Below are 19,450 nucleotides of genomic sequence, written 5' to 3' on the forward strand. Positions count from 1 at the left end.
TGCGGAAGAACCAGTTCGTCCTCAGGTTCCGACGACACCTTCCCAATATGCGGCATTAAACGAGGCTATTAAATCGCAAAGTGATGAAAAGATTTATCAGGCAGCGACCCAGATCCTCACTCAGTCTCCGAATGATGCTAAGGCTTTGAATGCTTTGGCGATGTATCACTATAAGCGCGGTCGTTACGATCTTTGCCGCTACTTGCTTTCTAAAGCCATTAGCTCAAGCCCGAAAATGGCAGAGCTTCATTCGAACTTAGGTATCGTACAGCTGGCACAAGGTGAAAGAAGAGACGCCATCAAATCTTTCCGTAAGGCTTTGGATATCAATAACGACGAAGCAGTCGCCGCAGCCAACCTCGGCGCAATCTATGTGCAAGAGAAGGACTATGGCAAAGCGCAAGTCGTTCTTGAGACGGCGTACAAACGTGGCGTGCGTGATCCGCGTGTATTGAATAATTATGCGATCGCATTATCAGCTCATCGCAAGTATGACAAAGCTGCAGATCTTTATGCGCAGATTTTGAAAGACAACGGCAATAACAAAGAAGCTCTCTATAATTATGCAACACTGCTAGTGGAAAATATGGGCAAGTATCAAGAGGGACTGGACGTCATTAACAGACTAAAGTTTGTAGGTGGGCCTTCAGATACTCGGAATAAAATTATTGCTTTGGAAAATAAGGCGAAAGCTGGTTTAAAATAGGTGAAGGTGGAAACTATGTTGCGATTGGTTAAACAACTTACTGTAATGGTGGCAATGATCTTGGCTTTTGACGTGAGCTTTGCCCAATCAACCAGTCGTTCATCCACTACAACCACGACAACGACGACGGTTAAAAAAGAAAGAAAGGCGACGCTGAACTTCGAAGACGAATTGATCGAAGGTTCTACGCAAAAGCCGGATCTTTTCTATCTCTTCCAAAAGAAGAATTTTAACTACAAAAGATTGATTAAGCTTAGAGAAAACTTTTTACCCGAGATGAGACGTACAACAGAAGATATTCAGCGGGTTCGGGGTGGTAATTGAGAGCGCCTTTAATATTTAGAATTTTCAAAAACAATCAGCTCGTCGGTGTTAAGCAGTTTGATCAAGATCAGATCGTGATCGGTCATAACGCCGAAGTGCATTTGGATTTAGACGGTGACGGAGTTTCTCCGATTCACTGTTTGATTGAGTTGCGCGACAGCGGTTACTACGTCTGTGACTTAGGTTCTTTTTCTGGAACATTTAAAAATGGTCAGGCGGTCTTAGATGAAGCCGTCAGTTCCGGTGATGAAATCGAGGTCGGTCCTTTCAAAATTGCATTCTTCGTTGGAGTTCCGAAACCAAAAGTGACTCCGGGGCAAGCCGTGACGGCAGCGCCGGTGATCCCCGAGGCTCCGCCCGTGAAGGTTGAAAAACCTGCGGCAGCACCAATGCCTCCGGCGGCGGTTGTAAAAACAGAAGAAATCAAAGTTGCTCCGCCGGTAATTCCAGTGGAAGCACCTAAAGTGGAAGAAAAGCCGGTTATTACGGCTGCTCCGGTGAAACCAGAAATTCGCCGTGAACGCACTTCGTATAAGAAACTTAAAAAATCAAAAACTTTTGCTCCGCCAAGTGAAGTGCAGGATCTTCGCACGCACTTGAAGCCGGGTAAAGGAAACACCGTTGAAGTCCTTGTAACGTGGAAAGAGCGTATTCTTACGACTTATCACTTTAAAGGAAACAAAACTATCCGCGTAAACGCGGGTGGTGATCACTCCGTTTCTCTGCCAGATGGACTTGTTCCTCGCAATTTCCCCTTATTGGATTTAGCGGGTGGATTGAAAGTCAATACGACAGCAGATATGGGTGTAGAGCTTGTATCTTCAGCCGGAATTCAACCGGTTGAAGATTTAGCTCGTAATGGAAAAGCTCAACGTGGTGGACAAGGTTACAGCGTACGCGTTGATCAGAATGAAATGTTGTGCGTGACTTTGCCGGGTGGAAACATCGGCATCTATGTTCGGTTCGTTCCGCAGTCTCCCATTGTCCCAATGTTGCCACCGTTGATGTTAACGGGTTCGGAAATGACAGGCGTTGTGATGTCCATCGTGATGGTGTCATTGCTCGCTCTGTATATTTCGGCAACGATTCCTAAAGATTGGCAAGAAAACAAGCAAGAGGAAGTGCAACGTATTGCTCAAGTGGTCTTCACAAACCCACCACCAGCAGCAACTCCAGTACCGACACCTCCTCCACCAACGCCTCCGCCAGTAGCGCCGACTCCGACGCCAACTCCTTCGCCGACGCCACAAAAAGTCGTGGTTTCAGATCAAACGAAGGAAGCGCAGAAGAAGGGGCAAACGGGCCAGAAAGCACAGAAAGCGCAACAGGCGGCGCGTGCTAGTGAAGTGGCGCCAAAACCAAACGCCAAAGATCGTACGAAGAAATTCACGTCCACTCGTCAAGGTGGCGCGATTAAGACGGGCAATACGGCAGGGGCCAATGCTCAATCTTCGAATAAAGATCTTTCGAAAGTGGGACTTTTCAGCGCCTTCGGTGGTGGCGGAAGTCGCGCGAACATCGACAAAGCCTACTCGGGTGCGGGTGAAGTTTTGGGTATGGCTGATAAAGCGACAGGAACTGCCGGTTTTAACGAAGACCGCGCGGGTAATGATTTAGGTTCGAGATTTAAAGATGCCGGTGCCGGCGGTAAAGGAACTGCCACTCAAGGTATCGCCAACATCGGTACTAAGGGACGTGGTTCGGGCCAAGCTGCTTACGGCGCCAGTGATGGATTTGGAAGCAAAACAACGGTCGCCATTGAGGGCGGTGGTTTTGAAGAGTCCTTCGATGGAACTATTGATAAAGAAGCGATTCGCCGTGTGATTCGTGCGAAAAAACACGAACTGCAAAGCTGTTACGAGCGTGCTCTGAACACTTTGGAAAAAGGCCGTCGTCTTGAGGGTAAAATCGTATTGGGTTGGGAAATCGTAGCGCAAGGCCAAGCCCGCAACGTGAAGGTGAAGAGTTCAACTTTAGGTAACGCCCAAGTTGAGAACTGCATCCGCGATCGTTTGGCAAGCTGGACGTTCCCAGAACCTCCACCAGGTCTTGTGGCCGAAGTGCAGGCGTACCCGTTCGTGTTAAACCCAGCTAGTAACTAATATTTAAACCGACACCGTCGGATAAGATTTTTTTAAGGAGGAGTCCCCGTGAACCCAACAGTAACAGCAGACAACATGAATTTCATCCAGCGTGCTTTCGCTGAGGGTGGCTTCGTCATGTACGTAATCGCGGTCATCGCTATTTTGGCTTTGTTCGTGATCGTAGAAAGACTGATGAAACTAAAAAACCTTTCTGTGGATAAAAAAGAATTCACAGATCAAATTTTCCGCATGGTTGTTGCCGGTGATCTTCGCCAGGCGATCAGCTATTGCGATGCTCGTCCAGCTCCTTTGACTAACACGGTGAAAGCCGGTCTTGTTCAGGCGATGAACAAACGCCCTGACGAAGAAGTTCAAGTGGCGATGGATGCAGCGGTGATGAGAGAAATGCCAAAAGTAGAAGGTTGGACATCCTTCCTTGCTGTCTTCGGTAACGTCGCCGTACTTGCCGGTCTTCTTGGAACTATCATCGGTATGATCGGTTCATTCCGTGCCGTGGCGGCTGCGGATCCAGCGACAAAAGCTTTGGAACTTTCAAAAGGTATTTCGCATGCCTTGAACTGTACTGCTTTCGGTCTTTTGGTAGCGATCATCTCTATCGTTGCTTACGGTTTGTTCCAGCATCGCATTCAAAAAACAGAGAACGAAGTTGTTGAAACAAGCATGAGTCTTTTGAATCTGGTAGTTGCTAATAGAGAAAAGATTAAAGACTAAGTCATCTTAGAGGTTTTCAATGGCTCACATAGATAGTGGCGATTCCAGCGGCAGAAAAAAGAATATCGAGTTGAATCTCGTGCCTTTCATCGACTTGATGAGCGTGCTTATCACGTTCCTCTTGATCACGGCCGTATGGACTCAAGTGTCTATGATTCAAATTGGCAGTTCTCTTTATGGGAAGAAGTCCGACACTCAACCGAATCCGACACCTCCACCCAATGCCGACGTGGTATTGAAAGTGGATGTGAAGGAGGGCGGTTATGTCTTAACTGTTGGAAGACAAGTGATCAGTCTTCCTATGGTGAACGAACAATTTGACGACGCGGGCCTTGTCGCACAATTGCAACGCGTGAAGCAGCTTTATCCGGAAAAAGTGGATGCAGTAGTGAGCGTTGCAGATGCCATTCCTTATGAACAGCTTATTAAAGCCATGGATAATTGCTTAAGCGCCGGCTTTTCCGCAATTTCTGTCGCAACAGGAGGGCCTCAATAATGGCCATCTTTAGACCTGGCGAAAGACATCGTTATCATAATATTTTAAGCAAACGAAAAGGGAAGCGTGACGTAACGGCTTTGTTGTCTCTGACGGCGATGGTGGATATGTTTACGGTTCTCGTGATCTTTCTTTTGCAGAACTACAATGCTACGGGCGAAATTCTTTATATCCCTAAAGAAGTTGTTCTTCCTAAAGCATCGAGCGTGCGTGAGCTTAAACCTGCGCATGTCGTAACTATTTCGAATAAAGAAATCCTTCTGGATAAAGACACTGTCGCGACTTTCGAGGAAGTCAAAGCGGCAGAAGATTGGAATATCCAAAGACTGAAAGAATCTTTGCAAGAGGCTTTGGCGAAGTCCAAAGCGGAACAGGAAAGCAAACTTCAAAACAAAATTCGCGACGTTGTTGAAACAACACGTGGCGAAGTCGAAGAAGATCCAAATGCTTGGAGTAAAGTGACTATCCAAGCCGATAAAGGCGTGGATTTCTTAACTGTTAAGAAAGTCTTATTTACGGTGACAGAGGCGGGCGCAGGCGAGATTAATTTCGCAGTGACTAAACAGCCTCAAGAATCGACTTCCAATTAAAATTCCGATATGATGCGCAAATATGGCGAAATTTAAGAATCTCATATTTGCTGCACTTCTCATCATTCTGTTTGTTGAGATTCTGATTATTTTCCCAAACCGTCTTGAACATGAAGATGAAGCTGAAGTTCGTAAGCGCGTCGAAGCGCAAGAGCAGTTGGCTAAAGAACGCGATGAAGCTATCAAGCGCGGTGAAAAGCCCCCTGAACAACCAAGCAGTCTCATGGAGCAAAAGATGCAGGGCGTGCATCTTGTTGAAAGTCAGCAAGGCACTCGTGATTGGGAGCTTTTTGCTGTCTCTGCCGAGGGAAGCCAGACGGAAGGCACTTGGAAGCTTCGCCAGGTGCGCGTCCTATTTTACAACAAAGAAAAAGTGGAGTTCACGGTGACCGGAGATACCGGCACTATCAACGACAAAACAAAAGATTTGAGCGTTGAAGGAAACGTGGTGACCCGCTCTGAAAATGGATACATTTTTAAGACGCCTTCGATCTATTACTCTTCTAAAACCCGTCAGATTGACAGCCCTGAAGAGGTTGTAATGCAAGGACCCGCGGATAATTCGGGGGGAGGCATGAATCTGAAGGGGCACCGTATGAAGGTGCTCGTGGATCAGTCGAAAATGTTGATTCAAGATCGAGTCAGTGCTGAAAAACCTCTTAAAGACGGAAAAAAGTTTGATATCGTAGCGGACGGTGCAGAATTCAGTGGAAAACACAACGAGGCGAAGTTTTTCGGCAAGGTTCGTATGAACTACGACAACATGAAGCTGGAAGGGCCGGCCGCCTCGTTTCTTTACGATCGCGCTTCGAACTTTCTGGGATCCGTCGCCGTCACCGGTGGCGTGCGCGTTAGTGATGTGGATAAATTTGCGACATCTGAGAGTGTGAACCTGGACCTTTTAGCCGATAAATACACCTTTAAAGGTCGTCCGAAGGTTATTCAGAACAATGACGAGCTCACAGGCGAGGAAATCATCTTTCTTGAGGGCGGAAAAAAGGTTAAAGTAGAACGAGTACGTGCCCGCGTGGAGAACAAAGAACAATGAGCATGCTCACCATCAAAGACATTTCTAAATCTTTCAAAAAACGCAAAGTCGTTGATGGCGTTTCTTTTTCCGTCGAATCCGGGCAAGTCGTGGGTTTATTGGGACCGAACGGAGCGGGTAAAACGACCTCGTTCTATATGGTGGTTGGCTTAGTGCAATCGGACTCGGGCACGATCAACATTGATGAAACGAATATCTCGTCAGAACCAATGTATCGCCGCGCGCGAGTGGGTTTGAGTTATCTCGCGCAAGAGCCCAGCATCTTCAGAAAACTGACGGTGGCTGAAAATATCACGGTGGCCTTAGAGGCCCATGGGTACTCGGGCGCTCAACGGTCAGAAAAATTAGAACAATTAATTGGTGATTTCCATGTCGGTCATATTCGCGATAGTTACGGTTACGCCCTATCGGGTGGTGAACGTCGTCGTGTTGAAATCGCTCGCGCTTTAGCGGGATCACCGAAGTTCCTTTTGCTCGATGAGCCCTTTGCGGGGATCGACCCAATTGCGGTCGCTGACATTCAGAATATCATCCGCGACCTTAAGGCCAAAGGTATAGGAGTTCTTATCACGGATCATAACGTGCGTGAGACTTTGGGTATTTGCGATTATGCTTATATTCTGAAGGACGGGAAGATTCAGGTTAGCGGAAGTTCTGATGAAATCGCAAATTCTGAGTTGGCTCGCAAATTCTATCTTGGGGAAAACTTTAAGTTATAATTCTATAGACGCGCTCTTGTGCGCACGAAAGGATACTCTTAATGGCTCTCAGACAGACCATGAACCTGAGCCAGTCTCTGGTGATCACGCCGCAGCTGCAACAGGCGATCAAGCTTTTGCAGATGTCGCGTATGGAATTGGAGTCTGCGGTTCGTTCTGAGCTGGAAGAAAATCCTATTCTTGAAGAAGCAGAAACCCTCAAGGAAGAAGATCTTCAGCGCACAAAAGAAGCTGCAACTGAAGTGGAGCACTCTGAAGCTCCTGATCACAACGTTCAAGATCCCCAGAAGCAAGATGAGTTCGAGTGGGAATCCTACATCGAAGCCAACCAAAAGCCTCCTCAATCAGGAATGGCGGGCTCTGAAGAGATCATGAACTATGAGAACGTCATCACGGCGTCTCAAACTCTTCATGACCATCTTTATTGGCAAGTAAAAATGAACGGCTTTTCCGAAGAAGAGGAAAGAGCCGCAGACGCTTTGATCGGCGCGATCGATGACGAAGGCTATATCAAAGTTCCCCTTGAGCAAATCGCCGAAGAAGAAAAGCTGGATCTGGGTCTTTTGGAAGACACATTGACGTTGATTCACGAGTTCGATCCTCCGGGTGTCGGTGCTCGTGATCTAAAAGAGTGCCTTTTGATTCAAGCAAAGCACTTGGAAGAAGACACTCATGATCTTGTCAGCTTGATCAATAATCACCTAAAGGATCTTGAAAAAAAGAACTACGAAGCGATCGCAAAAGCCTTAAGCCGTGACGTTGAAGACGTTATCGAGATGTGTAAAATCATCTATGCGATGGACCCGAAGCCGGGCCGTGCTTTCGTTAGCAGTGACACACACTATGTGACACCGGACGTTTACGTGTACAAAGTGGGCGACGATTACGTTGTCTCTTTGAACGAAGACGGTTTACCTCGTTTGAAGATTTCGAATTTCTATAAAAACATGCTCAAAGGTGGAAAATCCACCGGCGATAAAACTCAAGACTATATCCAAGACAAATTGCGTTCCGCAGTTTGGTTGATTAAGTCAATCCATCAAAGACAGCGTACGATTTACAAGGTGGCTGAATCCATCGTAAAACACCAGCGCGAGTTCTTTGAAAAAGGATCTGAGTATCTAAAACCGATGGTTTTGCGAGATATCGCCAATGACATCGGCATGCATGAATCGACAGTGAGTCGTGTGACGACGGCGAAATACGTGCACACACCGCAAGGGATTTACGAGCTAAAATACTTCTTTAACTCAGGGATCAGTTCTTCAGATGGTGATGCTTTGGCGTCCGAGTCGGTGAAGATTAAGATCAAAGATCTTGTAGCTAAAGAAGATCCTAAGAATCCGCTTTCGGATCAGAAGATTGTGGATCTTCTGAAGGTGGAGGGGATTCAGATTGCTCGTCGTACGGTTGCTAAATACCGCGATATGCTTAAGATTCTTCCTTCTTCTCAGCGTAAGAAGTACTTCTAGTTAGTTCCCGGAGTGCGCGTTTGCTTGAAGGGGGGGCTTGGTAAAACCCCATGCTTCGAGCGGCACGCATCCGTGCTCAGTCGCCGCCGCGCTTTGCGCGGTTCGCGCCATCGTGGCGCCGGCGAAGGCCGCTCTTCGATGGGGTTTTACCAAGCCCCCCTTCAAGCAAACTTTGTTCTCGGTATCTGCCTTTCGTTCTGCTTTTCTGGAATAAGAAGTTCATCTTCGGTGCTTCATTACATTTGTCTTTTTTTGAGCTGGATCTGTTTTGGATTTTGCGTGGCTAAACTTTACTCGACAGGGTTCTGTATCTAAGATATGGCTTCGTGGTCGTTTTTCTTTTTCTGCTAGGAGATTTGCAGTGGATTTGAAGAATTTGATTCGGGATGTGCCTAATTTTCCTAAAGAGGGGATTCTTTTTCGGGATATGTCGCCGCTTTTGCAAAATCCGGAGGCGATGGATTTTGTTTCTCGGAATTTGGTGAAGGATGTGGATCTTTCGCAGATTGATTATTTTGCGGGGATTGAGTCTCGTGGGTTTATTTTGGCGGCGCATATGGCGGCGACTCACAAAAAAGGTTTTCTGCCGATTCGTAAGGCGGGGAAGTTGCCTCCTCCTACGTTGAAACTTTCCTATGCGCTAGAGTATGGTTCGGCAGAGATTGAACTTCCTTTGGGGAATTCGCGCATTATGATTATTGATGATGTTTTGGCTACGGGTGGGACTTTGCAGGCGGCGATTGATCTTAGCAAGCTTGCTGGTTATGACGTGAAAGCGGTGGCGGTTCTAGTGAACCTGACATTTCTGAATAAGATGAAATTTAATAACAAAGAGGTACATTCCCTTGTTCAATATTAAAGATGTGGCTTTGGTGATGGCTCTTCCCGGAGAATCCCAAGGTTTTTTTGAGAAAGAAAATTTTCAAATTTACTATACAGGCATTGGTAAAGTGAACGCGGCGGCAACGGCGATGGATGTGATCCATAAAACCAAATGCAAGGTGATGATCAATCTGGGAACAGCCGGAAGCTCTAAGTTTAAAACCCATGACCTTGTTGAAGTCTCTGCTTTCGTACAAAGAGACATGGATATTTCTCCTCTGGGATTCAAAGTGGGCGAGACTCCTTTTGATCCGCTTCCGGCGGGGATTGAATTGATTCCTTATTTTAACGAACTCTCTAAAGGAGTTTGTGGAACTGGTGATAGTTTTGAAACAGGTACTCCGAAAGTGACTTGCGATTTAGTTGATATGGAAGGCTATGCACTTGCAAAAGTGTGTCGCAAAATGGGAGTTCAACTAATTTCGCTTAAGTACATTACAGACGGCGCCGATCATAATGCCCATAACGATTGGCAAGAAAATCTCGTCCACGGCGCGAGAAAACTTTTAGAGTACTATAAAAAAATGGTGACGCTTTAGTCATCGAACTATGGCTGAGGCTCTGTTTGTCAGGGCTTCAGCCTTTCCAAAAAATCCATGCAGAAATTTTCGAAAAACGAAGTGGATGTCTCGGATTGAGACACGAATTTACTCATCTTTGGTCCTGAATTTCCGATAAGTTCCTCATGGAAAAGCAGCGTTTTTCATTCGGGCAGTGGGGAGTTCTATCCATCACCGCCGTCATTGGATTAAGTTTAGGATTTGCCAAAAATCCCTTTAAAAATCGTCCGCCTCTGCAAAACCCGCAAGAAGTGGCGCAGTTTTATTCAAAGGCGCACCAATATTTTGATGCGGGAAACTTTGAAGGTGCGCTTGAAGCTTCGGAAAAGATTCAACATCCCGTTCCTCCGCGCTATGCAGACATTGAACAGTTGCAGCGCAAGGCGCGAGCGCACCTAAATGAATACCAAAAGAAATTGAAGGAAGGAAAATTGAATCCAACCCACGTGGATCGGCTTCCCGCAGCGTTGCGTGATTCATACTTCGATGCGCGCATTGAGGCGGGACAGGGTCGTTGTCGCGCAGCTTACGATAATATGGCCCCAGTCAGCAAATATCTGAAAAACAGAGAAGACCTCGAAATTTTTAAGCGCTGCCAATTAACCCAAAATAAATCCAAGTGAGTCTCAAAATAAGGCTCATCTTTAGTCGGGTCTGGCCGATAAAGAGTTAAGGGCTGAATCAGCAGCCAATAAGGAGAAGAAAAAATGAAACTCAACTACACATTTAAGCACCTAGATCACTCCGACGCTCTTGTGAACTATACAGAGGAACGCATGGAGGAAATCGGGCGCTTTTTGCTTAGAGAAGGCTACGGCAATGTCTATTTCTCTAAAACAAAAAATGAATTCTGTGTTGAAGTTTCCATAAATACCCGGGAAAAATACTTTAAAGCCAGCGCCTTCGGCTCTGATGTTTACGGTGCCGTCGATGGTGTTGCGGAAAAACTTGAAAAACAATTTCTAAAAACGAGCAAGCAATACAAAAATCATAAAAAGCCGGAGCTTTCAAAAGAGGGTCGTTTGGATCAAGCGATTCGCTTCAAAAAAGCTGCTTGATCTTTCTTAGTTAATAAACGAGATTTTATGGAACGCAAACAGGGTGGTTTTGAACCGCCCTGTTTTTTTATCTGGTACGTTTTTGGAATAATATGAACACACCTGATTCTCATCACTATTGGGAGAGCATTCTTTTTTCTGCGACTACAGTCACAGATGATAAAATGACACTTCTTTATAAATACCGCCTTTTGCTTTTGATCACGCTGATCACGGGCTTGTTGATGTGGACCTATTCGTTCATTTCGATTTTCTTTGTTCAGGGTAAAACCTTGGGCATGATCGGTGTCACATGTTCCACGGTCCACCTTCTTTCTCCCGTCGTGTATAGATTGACGAAGTCGATGACGCTTGCGGCGTACAATATGGTGATCGCCGGAATGATTTTCCAATTTTCCTTTTCATTTTATACGGGCGGTTTTTATTCTCCGACTCTGATTTGGTTTGCGATTCTTCCGCTGATCGTCGGTCTTTTAACCAATAAAATTCACGCGGCCGCGTGGACGCTGATCTGTGCTGGCGCCTACGTCACGATGTTCTTTCTTGAGGAGGCGGGCTGGGTGCCGGAATCTTCACTTTCAGAGCTGGGGCGCACTTTAGCGCAGTTCATGATTGGTTTGGGGCTCATTGGATTGGTAGGCGGTTTCACCTTGTTCTTCTTAGAGCTGAGCTATTTTTATTACCACAAACCCAAGGGTTCTTGACCCCTTTTGAGTCGTTTGGTAGGTTGGCCGTTCGCTAAATGCGAAGGGCATTTAGGATGGTTTGGGGTTATACTTTTCGAGACCTCAAGCCGAGCTCATTAACACCTTTCTCTAATGAGGAAACGAAAGCAGTGAAAAACTACCTTTTTACGAGCGAATCCGTATCTGAGGGTCATCCCGACAAAATGGCAGACCAAATTTCCGATGGCATCTTGGATGCGATCTTGGCTCAAGATCCCAAGGGCCGTGTTGCCTGTGAAACTTTGCTAACAACGGGTTTGGTTGTTGTTGGCGGCGAAATCACTACTTCTGCGAAAGTGAACTTCTCTGAAGTGGCTCGCGAAGTTGTAAAACGCATTGGTTATGACCATTCTGACAAAGGTTTCGATTATAAAACTTGCGGCGTGATGATCGCCGTGGGTCAGCAATCTCCAGATATCGCCGTTGGCGTGAAAGAGACTCTGTCTGACGATCAAGGTGCGGGCGACCAAGGCTTGATGTTCGGTTATGCCGTCAACGAAACTCCAGAGTTGATGCCTCTTTCTATCGCTATGTCTCACAAACTTGTGAAAGACTTAGCACAACTTCGTAAAGACGGTCGTGTGGACTGGTTGCGTCCGGATGCAAAGTCTCAAGTGACTGTGCAATACGAAAACGGCATTGCAAAACGCATTGATGCTGTTGTTATCTCAACTCAGCACTCTGACAGCGTTTCTAACGCGACAATCAAAGAATTTATCACTGAAGAGCTGATCAAAAAATCCATCCCAGGAAACTGGATTGATGCGAAAACAAAATTCTTCATCAACCCAACAGGTCGTTTCGTAACAGGCGGTCCTATGGGAGACGCGGGTCTAACAGGCCGTAAGATCATCGTTGATACCTACGGTGGTCACGGTGCCCATGGCGGCGGAGCTTTCTCTGGTAAAGATCCTTCGAAAGTAGACCGTTCTGCGGCTTACGCATCTCGTCATATTGCTAAAAACATCGTGGGAGCGGGCTTGGCTGACAGATGTTTGGTTCAAGTGGCGTACGCAATCGGCGTGGCAGAGCCTGTCAGCATCACTGTGAACGATTACGGAACAAGCAAAGTTGGACCTGAAGTGCTTGAAAAAGCCGTTCGTCAGGTTTTTGATCTTCGTCCGGCAAGAATTACGAAAGAATTGGATCTATTACGTCCAATCTACAGTAAAACGGCAGCTTACGGCCATTTCGGTCGTAACGAAGAAGGTTTCACTTGGGAAAAACTGAACAAAGTGGACCAATTGAAAGACGCTGTAAACACGCTAAAGTAAGCCTTAGCGAAAACCTGGCAAAATAAAGCCGGAAGCGGAAAAAAAGCTTAATCATTGCGCCGAGTTGTCTCTAGCAACTCGGCGCTTCTTTTATATAATGGGCGCACGAAAAAAGAGGCTCAATGGATCCTAAGTTTATACGAAATTTCTCAATCATTGCTCATATCGACCACGGTAAATCTACTTTGGCGGATGGACTTCTTACTGCCACAGGGGCCCTTTCTGATCGAGAAAAAAAGGATCAGTTTCTAGACAACATGGAGCTAGAGCGTGAACGTGGTATCACGATCAAAGCACAAACGGTCTGCCTTGATTTCAAATCTAAAGATGGCAACACCTATCAGATCAACTTGATCGATACACCGGGACACGTGGACTTCTCTTACGAAGTGTCGCGTTCTTTGGCTGCGTGTGAAGGGGCCATTCTTGTTGTCGATGCGGCTCAAGGCGTGGAAGCACAAACTTTAGCCAACGTTTACTTAGCTCTAGAAAATAATCTAGAGATCATTCCTGTTCTTAATAAAATCGATCTTCCTTCTGCAGATCCAGAGGGTGTGGCAAAACAAATCGAAGACACTGTGGGCTTGGACTGCACGGGTATTATCCACGCTTCCGCGAAAGAAAAAATCGGTATCACCGATATTCTTGAAGCCATCGTTGAAAAAGTTCCGCCCCCTAAGGCGGATCGCTCGCTCACGCCGCGCGCTTTGATTTTTGACTCTTGGTTTGATGCTTATCAAGGCGTTGTCGTTCTGGTTCGTGTTATGGATGGAGCGATTAAAAAAGGCGACAAGATCAAGTTCATGGCTACAGACCGTGATTACGAAGTTTTGCGTATGGGTAAATACAAACCATTCCCCGCAATGCAAGATACATTAGAAGCGGGTGAAGTGGGCTTCATCATCTGCGGTATCAAAGATATCCGTGACGTTCAAGTGGGTGACACTGTGACGTCGGCAAAGCATCCAGCGACAGAACCTTTAGCGGGTTTCCAAAGAATCAAGCCGATGGTTTTTGCCGGTATCTTCCCGGTGGTTGCGTCGGAATATGAAAACCTGAAAGATGCCTTAGATAAACTTTGTTTGAATGACTCCTCATTGACGTTTGAAATCGAAAAGTCTGCGGCGTTGGGCTTTGGCTATCGCTGTGGTTTCTTGGGTCTTCTTCATATGGAGATCGTACAAGAGCGTTTGGAACGTGAATTCAATCTTGATCTCATCACGACGGCGCCAACGGTTGTTTATCGAATTACCAAAACAGACGGCACAGAGCTGATGTTGGAAAATCCTTCGGGAATGCCAGCGGAAACTCAAATCGTAAAATTTGAAGAGCCTTATGTGAAAGTGACCTTGCATACCCCGACCGACTACATCGGCGGTATCCTGAAACTTTGCGAAGATAAACGTGGTATCCAATTGAAAATGGAATACGTCACCGATAAAAAAGTCATCATCGAGTACAAGCTGCCGATGAATGAAATGGTGATGGATTTCTATGACCGCTTGAAGTCGATCTCTAAAGGCTATGCGTCTTTAGAATATGAATTCATCGGCTTTGAAGAATCCGACCTAGTGAAATTGGATATCCTGATTAACGGTGAAGCTATCGATGCCTTGTCTTTGATTGTTCACCGTTCTAAAGCTCAGAATCGTGGCCGTTTGTTAGCTGAGAAGATGAAAGAATTGATCCCTCGCCAACAATATCAAGTTGCGATTCAGGCTGCTATCGGTGCGAAGATTATTGCTCGTGAAACCTTGGGTGCGATCAGAAAAGACGTGACCGCGAAGTGTTATGGTGGTGATATTTCTCGTAAGCGTAAACTGTTGGAGAAGCAGAAAGAGGGTAAAAAGCGCATGAAGGCCATCGGCCATGTGGAAGTCCCTCAAGAAGCCTTCCTAGCAATCCTCAAAGTCGAAGACTAAGGAGACAGCATGACAAACAACAAGAATGGCTGGAACTGGCGCACAAAGTATTTTTGGACCGAAGGTTGGGGATCGCTTTTCCTGGCGGTGTTCATTGCTCTTTTCATCCGCTGGGGATTTATCGAAGCTTATGTGATCCCTTCGGGTTCTATGCTTCCTTCCTTGTTGATTCATGACCATATCTTCGTAAACAAGCTGACTTACGGTTTGCGCGTTCCTTTTAGCGAAAATTGGCTGGTTAAATTCAACGAGCCAGTTCGTGGTGAAGTGATTGTCTTTAAATATCCTAAGGACATGAGCACATTCTTCATCAAGCGCATCGTAGGTGAACCCGGCGACAAGATTTATTATGAAAACGGCACTCTTTATATCAATGATAAACCTGTTGATAAAAAAGTTCCGGCGAACATGGATGACTTCAACTGGTTGCGCGATGCCGACTTCCAACGTGATGGAAATATCAACGATAGCAAAGAAAACTACGTCGAGTTCACTGAAGATCTTCCGGGTGGGAAAAACCATGCGATTCTTCTTCGCAAAGGTGATATCTACGAAACCTTCGGACCGGTGACAGTTCCGCCAGATCACTTGTTTGTGATGGGTGACAACCGTATGAACTCTTCCGATGGTCGTGTGTGGGGATTCTTGCCGAAACAAAACATTTTAGGTCGTGCGATGTTCGTATGGCTTTCTTGTGAAGAGACGATTCCGGCATTGCCTTTCTTGTGCAATCCATTGACGATCCGTTGGGGACGTTTCTTCCATCCTGTTAACTAATTGATGAATCAAACCGGCGAAACTCGCAATTTAAAAGGAACGTGGAATCAGGCGATTCTAACGTTCCTTTTTCCTATTTTGCTGGTGATGGGACTTCGTTGGGCCTTGATTGAGCCCTTCGTGATTCCGTCAGGAAGCATGATTCCCAATCTTCTAGTGCATGACCATATCTTGGTAAAAAAACTTGCCTATGGTTTGCACATTCCATTTAGCAACAAATGGCTTTTGCAATGGGATCAACCTCAGCGTGGTGACATCGTTGTTTTCAAGTATCCCGAAAATCCTGATGTCTATTATATCAAGAGACTTATCGGTCTTCCTGGTGACAACGTAGAAGTGCAAAGCGGCCGAATCACTTTAAATGGTGAAAAGCTGCCCTTAAGCTCATTCGAAGATTCTCAAGGCGAAAACGGTTTTCACTATTTTCAAGAAACTCTCGACGGTCACAAACATATTGTTCGTTTTCTTTACGAAGAAAATACGGGTGATGTGCAGGTTTTTAAAGTGCCCGAAAACCAGTACTTCTTTATGGGAGACAACCGCGATCAATCCAGTGACTCGCGTTTTTGGGGATTTGTTAAAAATGACTACATCGTTGGAAAAGCTTGGATGATCTGGCTTTCTTGCAATAGCACTTTGCCTACAATGACATTTGTCTGCGATCCCGCGCAAATCCGTTTCAATCGCCTTTTCCAAAAACTCCAATAAAAAACCTTTTCGCCCTTCAGCGGATTAGGTAGCATTTAGGCATGAATCGTTGGCGTGAGTATCTGACCACATTAATTTTAGCTGTCATCTGTGCCCTTGTTGTGCGCAATTTTTTGGTCACGGCTTATAAAGTACCAACAGGTTCCATGCAGCCCACTTTGAAACCGGGCGATTTCATTTTCTCATCACGCATTTCATATGGATTTCCCATTCCTTTTTCGCAGCAAAGATGGGGAGCCACTTTGCCGGAGCGGGGGGACTTAGTGGTGTTCAATTACCCAAATCAACCCGGTGTCACGTATGTAAAGCGTGTTGTAGGTTTGCCTGGTGATCGCGTGCAAATCGTCAAGGGTCGTTTGGTTTTGAATGATGAAGCATTGAAATATGAAAAAGCTCAGGAAGTTTCTGGCGACAATCCGAATCCAGAGCTTTTTGATATCTATGAAGAAATCACGCCTGAAAAAACCTGGAAGGTGATCTTTCAGAAGCAACCGGAAGAAAAAGACTTTGGCCCTCTGGTCGTTCCACCCGGAGAAGTCTTTTTATTAGGCGATAATCGAGACGCAAGTGACGACTCGCGCTATTGGGGTACGGTCCCGATGCCTCAAGTGATTGGCCGAGTTGTGTTTATTTGGCTCTCGCTGGATTGGCAAAGCAAATGGGGTGGAGATCGTTATCCTTCAGTGCGTTGGCAAAGAGTTTTTTCTACGGTGTATTGACATCTTTTAAGTCGGGCCATAGGCTTGGGTTCTAGATGTCATCTAGAAACAATAAATCCATTCTTGATCTTCGTTCCCTTGAAAAAACAAAAATCGACTTTCTATTCTCTGTGGCGGACAAGATTGCTGCCTCTGACAAGGCGTTGACCTTTGAGGGCTTCGGAAAAACCGGAGCCCTTTTGTTTTTTGAGGCCAGCACTCGCACAAGAATGAGTTTTGAAACGGCCTGCGCTCGTTGGGGGATTTATCCGCTTCGTCTTGATGGAAAATCAGGTACAAGTTTGGAAAAAGGTGAGACTTACGAAGACACAGTTCTCAATGTCGACGCGATGAAGCCGTCCTTCTTGGTGATTCGCTGTGGGGACGACTTAGATTTAGAAGATCTGTCCAAAAAAGTTCAAGCCCCCATTCTGAATGCGGGCTGGGGAAAAAAGGGCCATCCGACCCAAGCTCTGCTAGACGCCTATACAATTCGTAAGCATTTAGGAAGTTGTGAAAAGCAAATGGTGTTAATTGTCGGGGACGTTCGTCACAGTCGTGTGGCTTCCTCGCATTTTGAGCTGGCTGAAAAACTGGGTTATGATGTCGCTCTATGTGGTCCTTCTGAATTTTTGCCAGAGAATCCAAAATGCAAGGTATTCTCTTCGCTAAAAGAAGGACTGTCTTGGGCAACAGTGGCCATGGCGTTGCGTGTGCAGTTAGAACGTCATTCGACAAAACATTCTTTGTCTGATTATCGTGATCAATATGGATTCACTCAGAAGAATTTGCAGTCTTTGTCTGCGAAAGCTTTGATCATGCATCCAGGGCCAATCAATCAGGGAACGGAACTTGATAGCGAAGTTTTGCAAGATCCACGCTGCCAAGTCTTGGATCAGGTTTCTAATGGAGTTTTAATTCGCCAGGCCCTCGTGTATGCGACGGTCACGGAGGGGAAATAATGAAGGGCTATCTCGTACTTGAAAGTGGTGAAGTTTACGCAGGTCTTTGGCAAGGTGGTGAAAATCGTGCCGGAGAAGTCGTCTTCAATACATCTCATTCCGGTTACGAAGAAATCGCTACGGATCCATCCTACTTCACACAAATCGTGGTGATGACAGCTCCTATGCAAGGAAACTACGGGGTCGAAGATGAAGTGTGGGAATCCAATCGACTTTGGATCGAAGGTTTTATTTGCCTAGAGATTCAAGATACCGAGCGCGATCAAGCTTGGAAAAAACGTCTGACTGAAAACAAAATCCCTCTTTTAACAGAAATCGATACTCGTAACTTGGTTCTTCGCTTGCGCCAAGGAGGTACGCCTTGGGGAGCTTTAGTTCAGGCGTCTTCCGAAACAGACGCTCGTCAAAAAGCGGATGCTTTAATTGCCGAGAAAAAGAAGATGGATAAAGATTGGGTTTATCTGGCTTCTCGTAAAACAGCTGAAACTCGTCGCGGCGACAATATGGTCGGTCCTCGAGTTGCCGTTCTTGATTTTGGCAGTAAAGAAAACATCCTCCGTGAATTGCAACAACGTTGCTCGGAAATCCGCATTTTTAACAGCCGCTCCACGGTTCAAGAGATCATGGATTACAATCCAGACGGAATCATGCTCACGAACGGTCCCGGTGATCCGGCAGATGTGAAAATGGCGGCGGGAACAATCCGTGAACTGATCGGCGTCAAACCGATCTTTGGAATCTGCATGGGCCACCAGGTCTTGGGCCTCGCTTTAGGGGCTAAAACGTATAAATTGAAGTTTGGCCATCGCGGAAGCAACCATCCTATTCGCGACACTCTGCTTAATCAGATTTACATGAGCAGTCAGAACCATGGATATGCTGTTGAAGCCAGCAGTCTGCCTGCGGACGCGAAAGTCACCCACACCAACTTAAATGATGGCACTGTGGCAGGTTTTTATAGTGAAAAGAACAAGTATTTGGGAATACAATATCACCCTGAAAGTTGCCCAGGACCGCATGAAGCTTCCGGGCTGTTTAGTTTCTTTATTGAGCGGATGATATGAACGAATACGAAAAACTGATTGAAAAAATTCTGAATCACTTTGTCAGCGACTCTTTCAAAGATGAATTGGTCATGGCTAAAAAAGAGTTCTTCGACAATGCCGGAACTCTGGATGAAAACTCAGAGCACTACGAGTCCCGTATGGCTCAGTTTTATGATTGGTATTTTTTCACTCGCGAGCTGAAAGGTTTCGGACAGACTCCTTTGGATGCTTGTTTGCTAGTGCGCGAGCTGCGCTTTTCTGACGAAGAGCTGAAAACTTTGGAAGTTCTGAAGCAGCACCGTCATTCTATTTTTGAATTTATCAAGATCAAAAACGGCGACGTTTATATCAAAGACTTATTGGCGAATAAAAAGCTGATCGTGAAGCAATCGTCTTACGTTTTTGGTTTTGATCCAGATGAACTTTTTGAAGTGCGTTTGATTCCTCACGGGGATTCTTACGTTTTCACGCGCGGTTTCTGCTTCCATCCAGAAAGTGCAAAAAAGTTTATCTTGAGTGAAGTGAAACGCCATCGCAAAGATCCGGATTTGGATCCTGATGTGTTGATGCTTCGCTTGATTAAAATGCGTTATAAATTTGAACAGTACAAACATGTAAGGCCTGAAATGATTTACTCCAATGAGGGGAAATTAGGCATTTAAAAGGG

General features: G+C 45.9%; 22 protein-coding genes. All 22 read left to right on the top strand.

Features of this window, described 5'->3' with window-relative positions; translation table 11 throughout:
* Nucleotides 1-706 (top strand): tetratricopeptide repeat protein (locus AZI87_RS17705; RefSeq protein ID WP_063209819.1); only part of this gene is annotated, 706 nt, incomplete at its 5' end.
* 15 nt (nt 707-721) lie between these two features.
* Nucleotides 722-1,030, top strand: a complete 309-nt coding sequence (locus AZI87_RS17710) for a hypothetical protein (RefSeq protein WP_063206671.1) — start codon at nt 722-724, stop codon at nt 1,028-1,030.
* Entirely contained in the window at nt 1,027-3,132 is a 2,106-nt protein-coding gene (locus AZI87_RS17715; protein ID WP_063209821.1) for an AgmX/PglI C-terminal domain-containing protein, read from the top strand. The genes AZI87_RS17710 and AZI87_RS17715 overlap by 4 nt, the downstream gene beginning before the upstream one ends.
* A 48-nt stretch (nt 3,133-3,180) precedes the next feature.
* Nucleotides 3,181-3,846 (top strand): MotA/TolQ/ExbB proton channel family protein, encoded by a 666-nt coding sequence (locus tag AZI87_RS17720; protein ID WP_253696992.1) that lies wholly within the window; start codon nt 3,181-3,183, stop codon nt 3,844-3,846.
* A 19-nt stretch (nt 3,847-3,865) separates the two neighbouring features.
* Nucleotides 3,866-4,342: an ExbD/TolR family protein gene (locus AZI87_RS17725; RefSeq protein ID WP_063209825.1), complete on the top strand. Its 477-nt coding sequence runs from the start codon at nt 3,866-3,868 to the stop codon at nt 4,340-4,342.
* Nucleotides 4,342-4,932 carry an ExbD/TolR family protein gene (locus AZI87_RS17730; RefSeq protein ID WP_063209828.1) on the top strand — a complete coding sequence of 197 codons (591 nt, stop codon included), beginning with the start codon at nt 4,342-4,344 and terminating at the stop codon, nt 4,930-4,932. Before AZI87_RS17725 ends, AZI87_RS17730 begins: the two co-directional genes overlap by 1 nt.
* A gap of 22 nt (nt 4,933-4,954) precedes the next feature.
* Entirely contained in the window at nt 4,955-5,980 is a 1,026-nt protein-coding gene (gene lptC, locus AZI87_RS17735; RefSeq protein WP_063209829.1) for an LPS export ABC transporter periplasmic protein LptC, read from the top strand.
* On the top strand, nt 5,977-6,699 hold the full coding sequence (gene lptB / locus AZI87_RS17740; RefSeq protein ID WP_063209831.1) for an LPS export ABC transporter ATP-binding protein: 723 nt from the start codon (nt 5,977-5,979) through the stop codon (nt 6,697-6,699). Before lptC ends, lptB begins: the two co-directional genes overlap by 4 nt.
* A gap of 41 nt (nt 6,700-6,740) precedes the next feature.
* Nucleotides 6,741-8,171: an RNA polymerase factor sigma-54 gene (rpoN, locus tag AZI87_RS17745; protein WP_063209833.1), complete on the top strand. Its 1,431-nt coding sequence runs from the start codon at nt 6,741-6,743 to the stop codon at nt 8,169-8,171.
* Nucleotides 8,172-8,532: 361 nt separating this feature from the next.
* The gene (locus AZI87_RS17750) at nt 8,533-9,030 is read left to right on the top strand and encodes an adenine phosphoribosyltransferase (RefSeq protein ID WP_063209835.1); all 498 of its coding nucleotides are present in this window, start codon (nt 8,533-8,535) and stop codon (nt 9,028-9,030) included.
* Nucleotides 9,031-9,046: 16 nt separating this feature from the next.
* Entirely contained in the window at nt 9,047-9,592 is a 546-nt protein-coding gene (locus AZI87_RS17755; protein ID WP_063209887.1) for a 5'-methylthioadenosine/S-adenosylhomocysteine nucleosidase family protein, read from the top strand.
* A 146-nt stretch (nt 9,593-9,738) separates the two neighbouring features.
* On the top strand, nt 9,739-10,236 hold the full coding sequence (locus AZI87_RS17760) for a hypothetical protein (protein ID WP_063209837.1): 498 nt from the start codon (nt 9,739-9,741) through the stop codon (nt 10,234-10,236).
* An 84-nt stretch (nt 10,237-10,320) separates the two neighbouring features.
* Nucleotides 10,321-10,671 carry a ribosome hibernation-promoting factor, HPF/YfiA family gene (gene hpf / locus AZI87_RS17765; RefSeq protein WP_063209839.1) on the top strand — a complete coding sequence of 117 codons (351 nt, stop codon included), beginning with the start codon at nt 10,321-10,323 and terminating at the stop codon, nt 10,669-10,671.
* 92 nt (nt 10,672-10,763) lie between these two features.
* Entirely contained in the window at nt 10,764-11,375 is a 612-nt protein-coding gene (locus AZI87_RS17770) for a hypothetical protein (RefSeq protein ID WP_063209841.1), read from the top strand.
* Between the two features lie 131 nt (nt 11,376-11,506).
* Nucleotides 11,507-12,670, top strand: a complete 1,164-nt coding sequence (metK, locus tag AZI87_RS17775; protein WP_081112285.1) for a methionine adenosyltransferase — start codon at nt 11,507-11,509, stop codon at nt 12,668-12,670.
* Nucleotides 12,671-12,792: 122 nt separating this feature from the next.
* On the top strand, nt 12,793-14,592 hold the full coding sequence (gene lepA, locus AZI87_RS17780) for a translation elongation factor 4 (protein WP_063209844.1): 1,800 nt from the start codon (nt 12,793-12,795) through the stop codon (nt 14,590-14,592).
* 9 nt (nt 14,593-14,601) lie between these two features.
* A complete protein-coding gene (lepB, locus tag AZI87_RS17785; protein WP_063209846.1) occupies nt 14,602-15,369 on the top strand; it encodes a signal peptidase I in 768 nt (255 codons plus the stop codon).
* Nucleotides 15,370-15,372: 3 nt separating this feature from the next.
* On the top strand, nt 15,373-16,077 hold the full coding sequence (lepB, locus tag AZI87_RS17790; protein WP_063209848.1) for a signal peptidase I: 705 nt from the start codon (nt 15,373-15,375) through the stop codon (nt 16,075-16,077).
* Nucleotides 16,078-16,118: 41 nt separating this feature from the next.
* Nucleotides 16,119-16,796 carry a signal peptidase I gene (gene lepB, locus AZI87_RS17795; RefSeq protein ID WP_063209850.1) on the top strand — a complete coding sequence of 226 codons (678 nt, stop codon included), beginning with the start codon at nt 16,119-16,121 and terminating at the stop codon, nt 16,794-16,796.
* A 35-nt stretch (nt 16,797-16,831) separates the two neighbouring features.
* Nucleotides 16,832-17,737: an aspartate carbamoyltransferase catalytic subunit gene (locus AZI87_RS17800; RefSeq protein WP_063209852.1), complete on the top strand. Its 906-nt coding sequence runs from the start codon at nt 16,832-16,834 to the stop codon at nt 17,735-17,737.
* Nucleotides 17,737-18,801 (top strand): glutamine-hydrolyzing carbamoyl-phosphate synthase small subunit, encoded by a 1,065-nt coding sequence (carA, locus tag AZI87_RS17805; protein WP_063209854.1) that lies wholly within the window; start codon nt 17,737-17,739, stop codon nt 18,799-18,801. The genes AZI87_RS17800 and carA overlap by 1 nt, the downstream gene beginning before the upstream one ends.
* Complete coding sequence (locus AZI87_RS17810; protein ID WP_063209856.1) at nt 18,798-19,445, top strand: hypothetical protein; 648 nt, start codon at nt 18,798-18,800, stop codon at nt 19,443-19,445. Before carA ends, AZI87_RS17810 begins: the two co-directional genes overlap by 4 nt.
* Nucleotides 19,446-19,450 lie beyond the last annotated feature (5 nt).

This window comes from Bdellovibrio bacteriovorus, assembly GCF_001592745.1.
GTDB lineage: Bacteria > Bdellovibrionota > Bdellovibrionia > Bdellovibrionales > Bdellovibrionaceae > Bdellovibrio > Bdellovibrio bacteriovorus_B.

Excerpts from the sequence above, each read along its gene's own strand:
- AZI87_RS17710 (WP_063206671.1), top strand. The coding sequence starts at position 722 with ATGTTGCGATTGGTTAAACAACTTACTGTAATGGTGGCAATGATCTTG.
- AZI87_RS17725 (WP_063209825.1), top strand. The coding sequence starts at position 3,866 with ATGGCTCACATAGATAGTGGCGATTCCAGCGGCAGAAAAAAGAATATC.
- AZI87_RS17730 (WP_063209828.1), top strand. The coding sequence starts at position 4,342 with ATGGCCATCTTTAGACCTGGCGAAAGACATCGTTATCATAATATTTTA.
- lptC (WP_063209829.1), top strand. The coding sequence starts at position 4,955 with ATGGCGAAATTTAAGAATCTCATATTTGCTGCACTTCTCATCATTCTG.
- lptB (WP_063209831.1), top strand. The coding sequence starts at position 5,977 with ATGAGCATGCTCACCATCAAAGACATTTCTAAATCTTTCAAAAAACGC.
- rpoN (WP_063209833.1), top strand. The coding sequence starts at position 6,741 with ATGGCTCTCAGACAGACCATGAACCTGAGCCAGTCTCTGGTGATCACG.
- AZI87_RS17755 (WP_063209887.1), top strand. The coding sequence starts at position 9,047 with ATGGCTCTTCCCGGAGAATCCCAAGGTTTTTTTGAGAAAGAAAATTTT.
- AZI87_RS17760 (WP_063209837.1), top strand. The coding sequence starts at position 9,739 with ATGGAAAAGCAGCGTTTTTCATTCGGGCAGTGGGGAGTTCTATCCATC.
- hpf (WP_063209839.1), top strand. The coding sequence starts at position 10,321 with ATGAAACTCAACTACACATTTAAGCACCTAGATCACTCCGACGCTCTT.
- AZI87_RS17770 (WP_063209841.1), top strand. The coding sequence starts at position 10,764 with ATGAACACACCTGATTCTCATCACTATTGGGAGAGCATTCTTTTTTCT.
- lepA (WP_063209844.1), top strand. The coding sequence starts at position 12,793 with ATGGATCCTAAGTTTATACGAAATTTCTCAATCATTGCTCATATCGAC.
- lepB (WP_063209846.1), top strand. The coding sequence starts at position 14,602 with ATGACAAACAACAAGAATGGCTGGAACTGGCGCACAAAGTATTTTTGG.
- lepB (WP_063209848.1), top strand. The coding sequence starts at position 15,373 with ATGAATCAAACCGGCGAAACTCGCAATTTAAAAGGAACGTGGAATCAG.
- lepB (WP_063209850.1), top strand. The coding sequence starts at position 16,119 with ATGAATCGTTGGCGTGAGTATCTGACCACATTAATTTTAGCTGTCATC.
- AZI87_RS17800 (WP_063209852.1), top strand. The coding sequence starts at position 16,832 with ATGTCATCTAGAAACAATAAATCCATTCTTGATCTTCGTTCCCTTGAA.
- carA (WP_063209854.1), top strand. The coding sequence starts at position 17,737 with ATGAAGGGCTATCTCGTACTTGAAAGTGGTGAAGTTTACGCAGGTCTT.
- AZI87_RS17810 (WP_063209856.1), top strand. The coding sequence starts at position 18,798 with ATGAACGAATACGAAAAACTGATTGAAAAAATTCTGAATCACTTTGTC.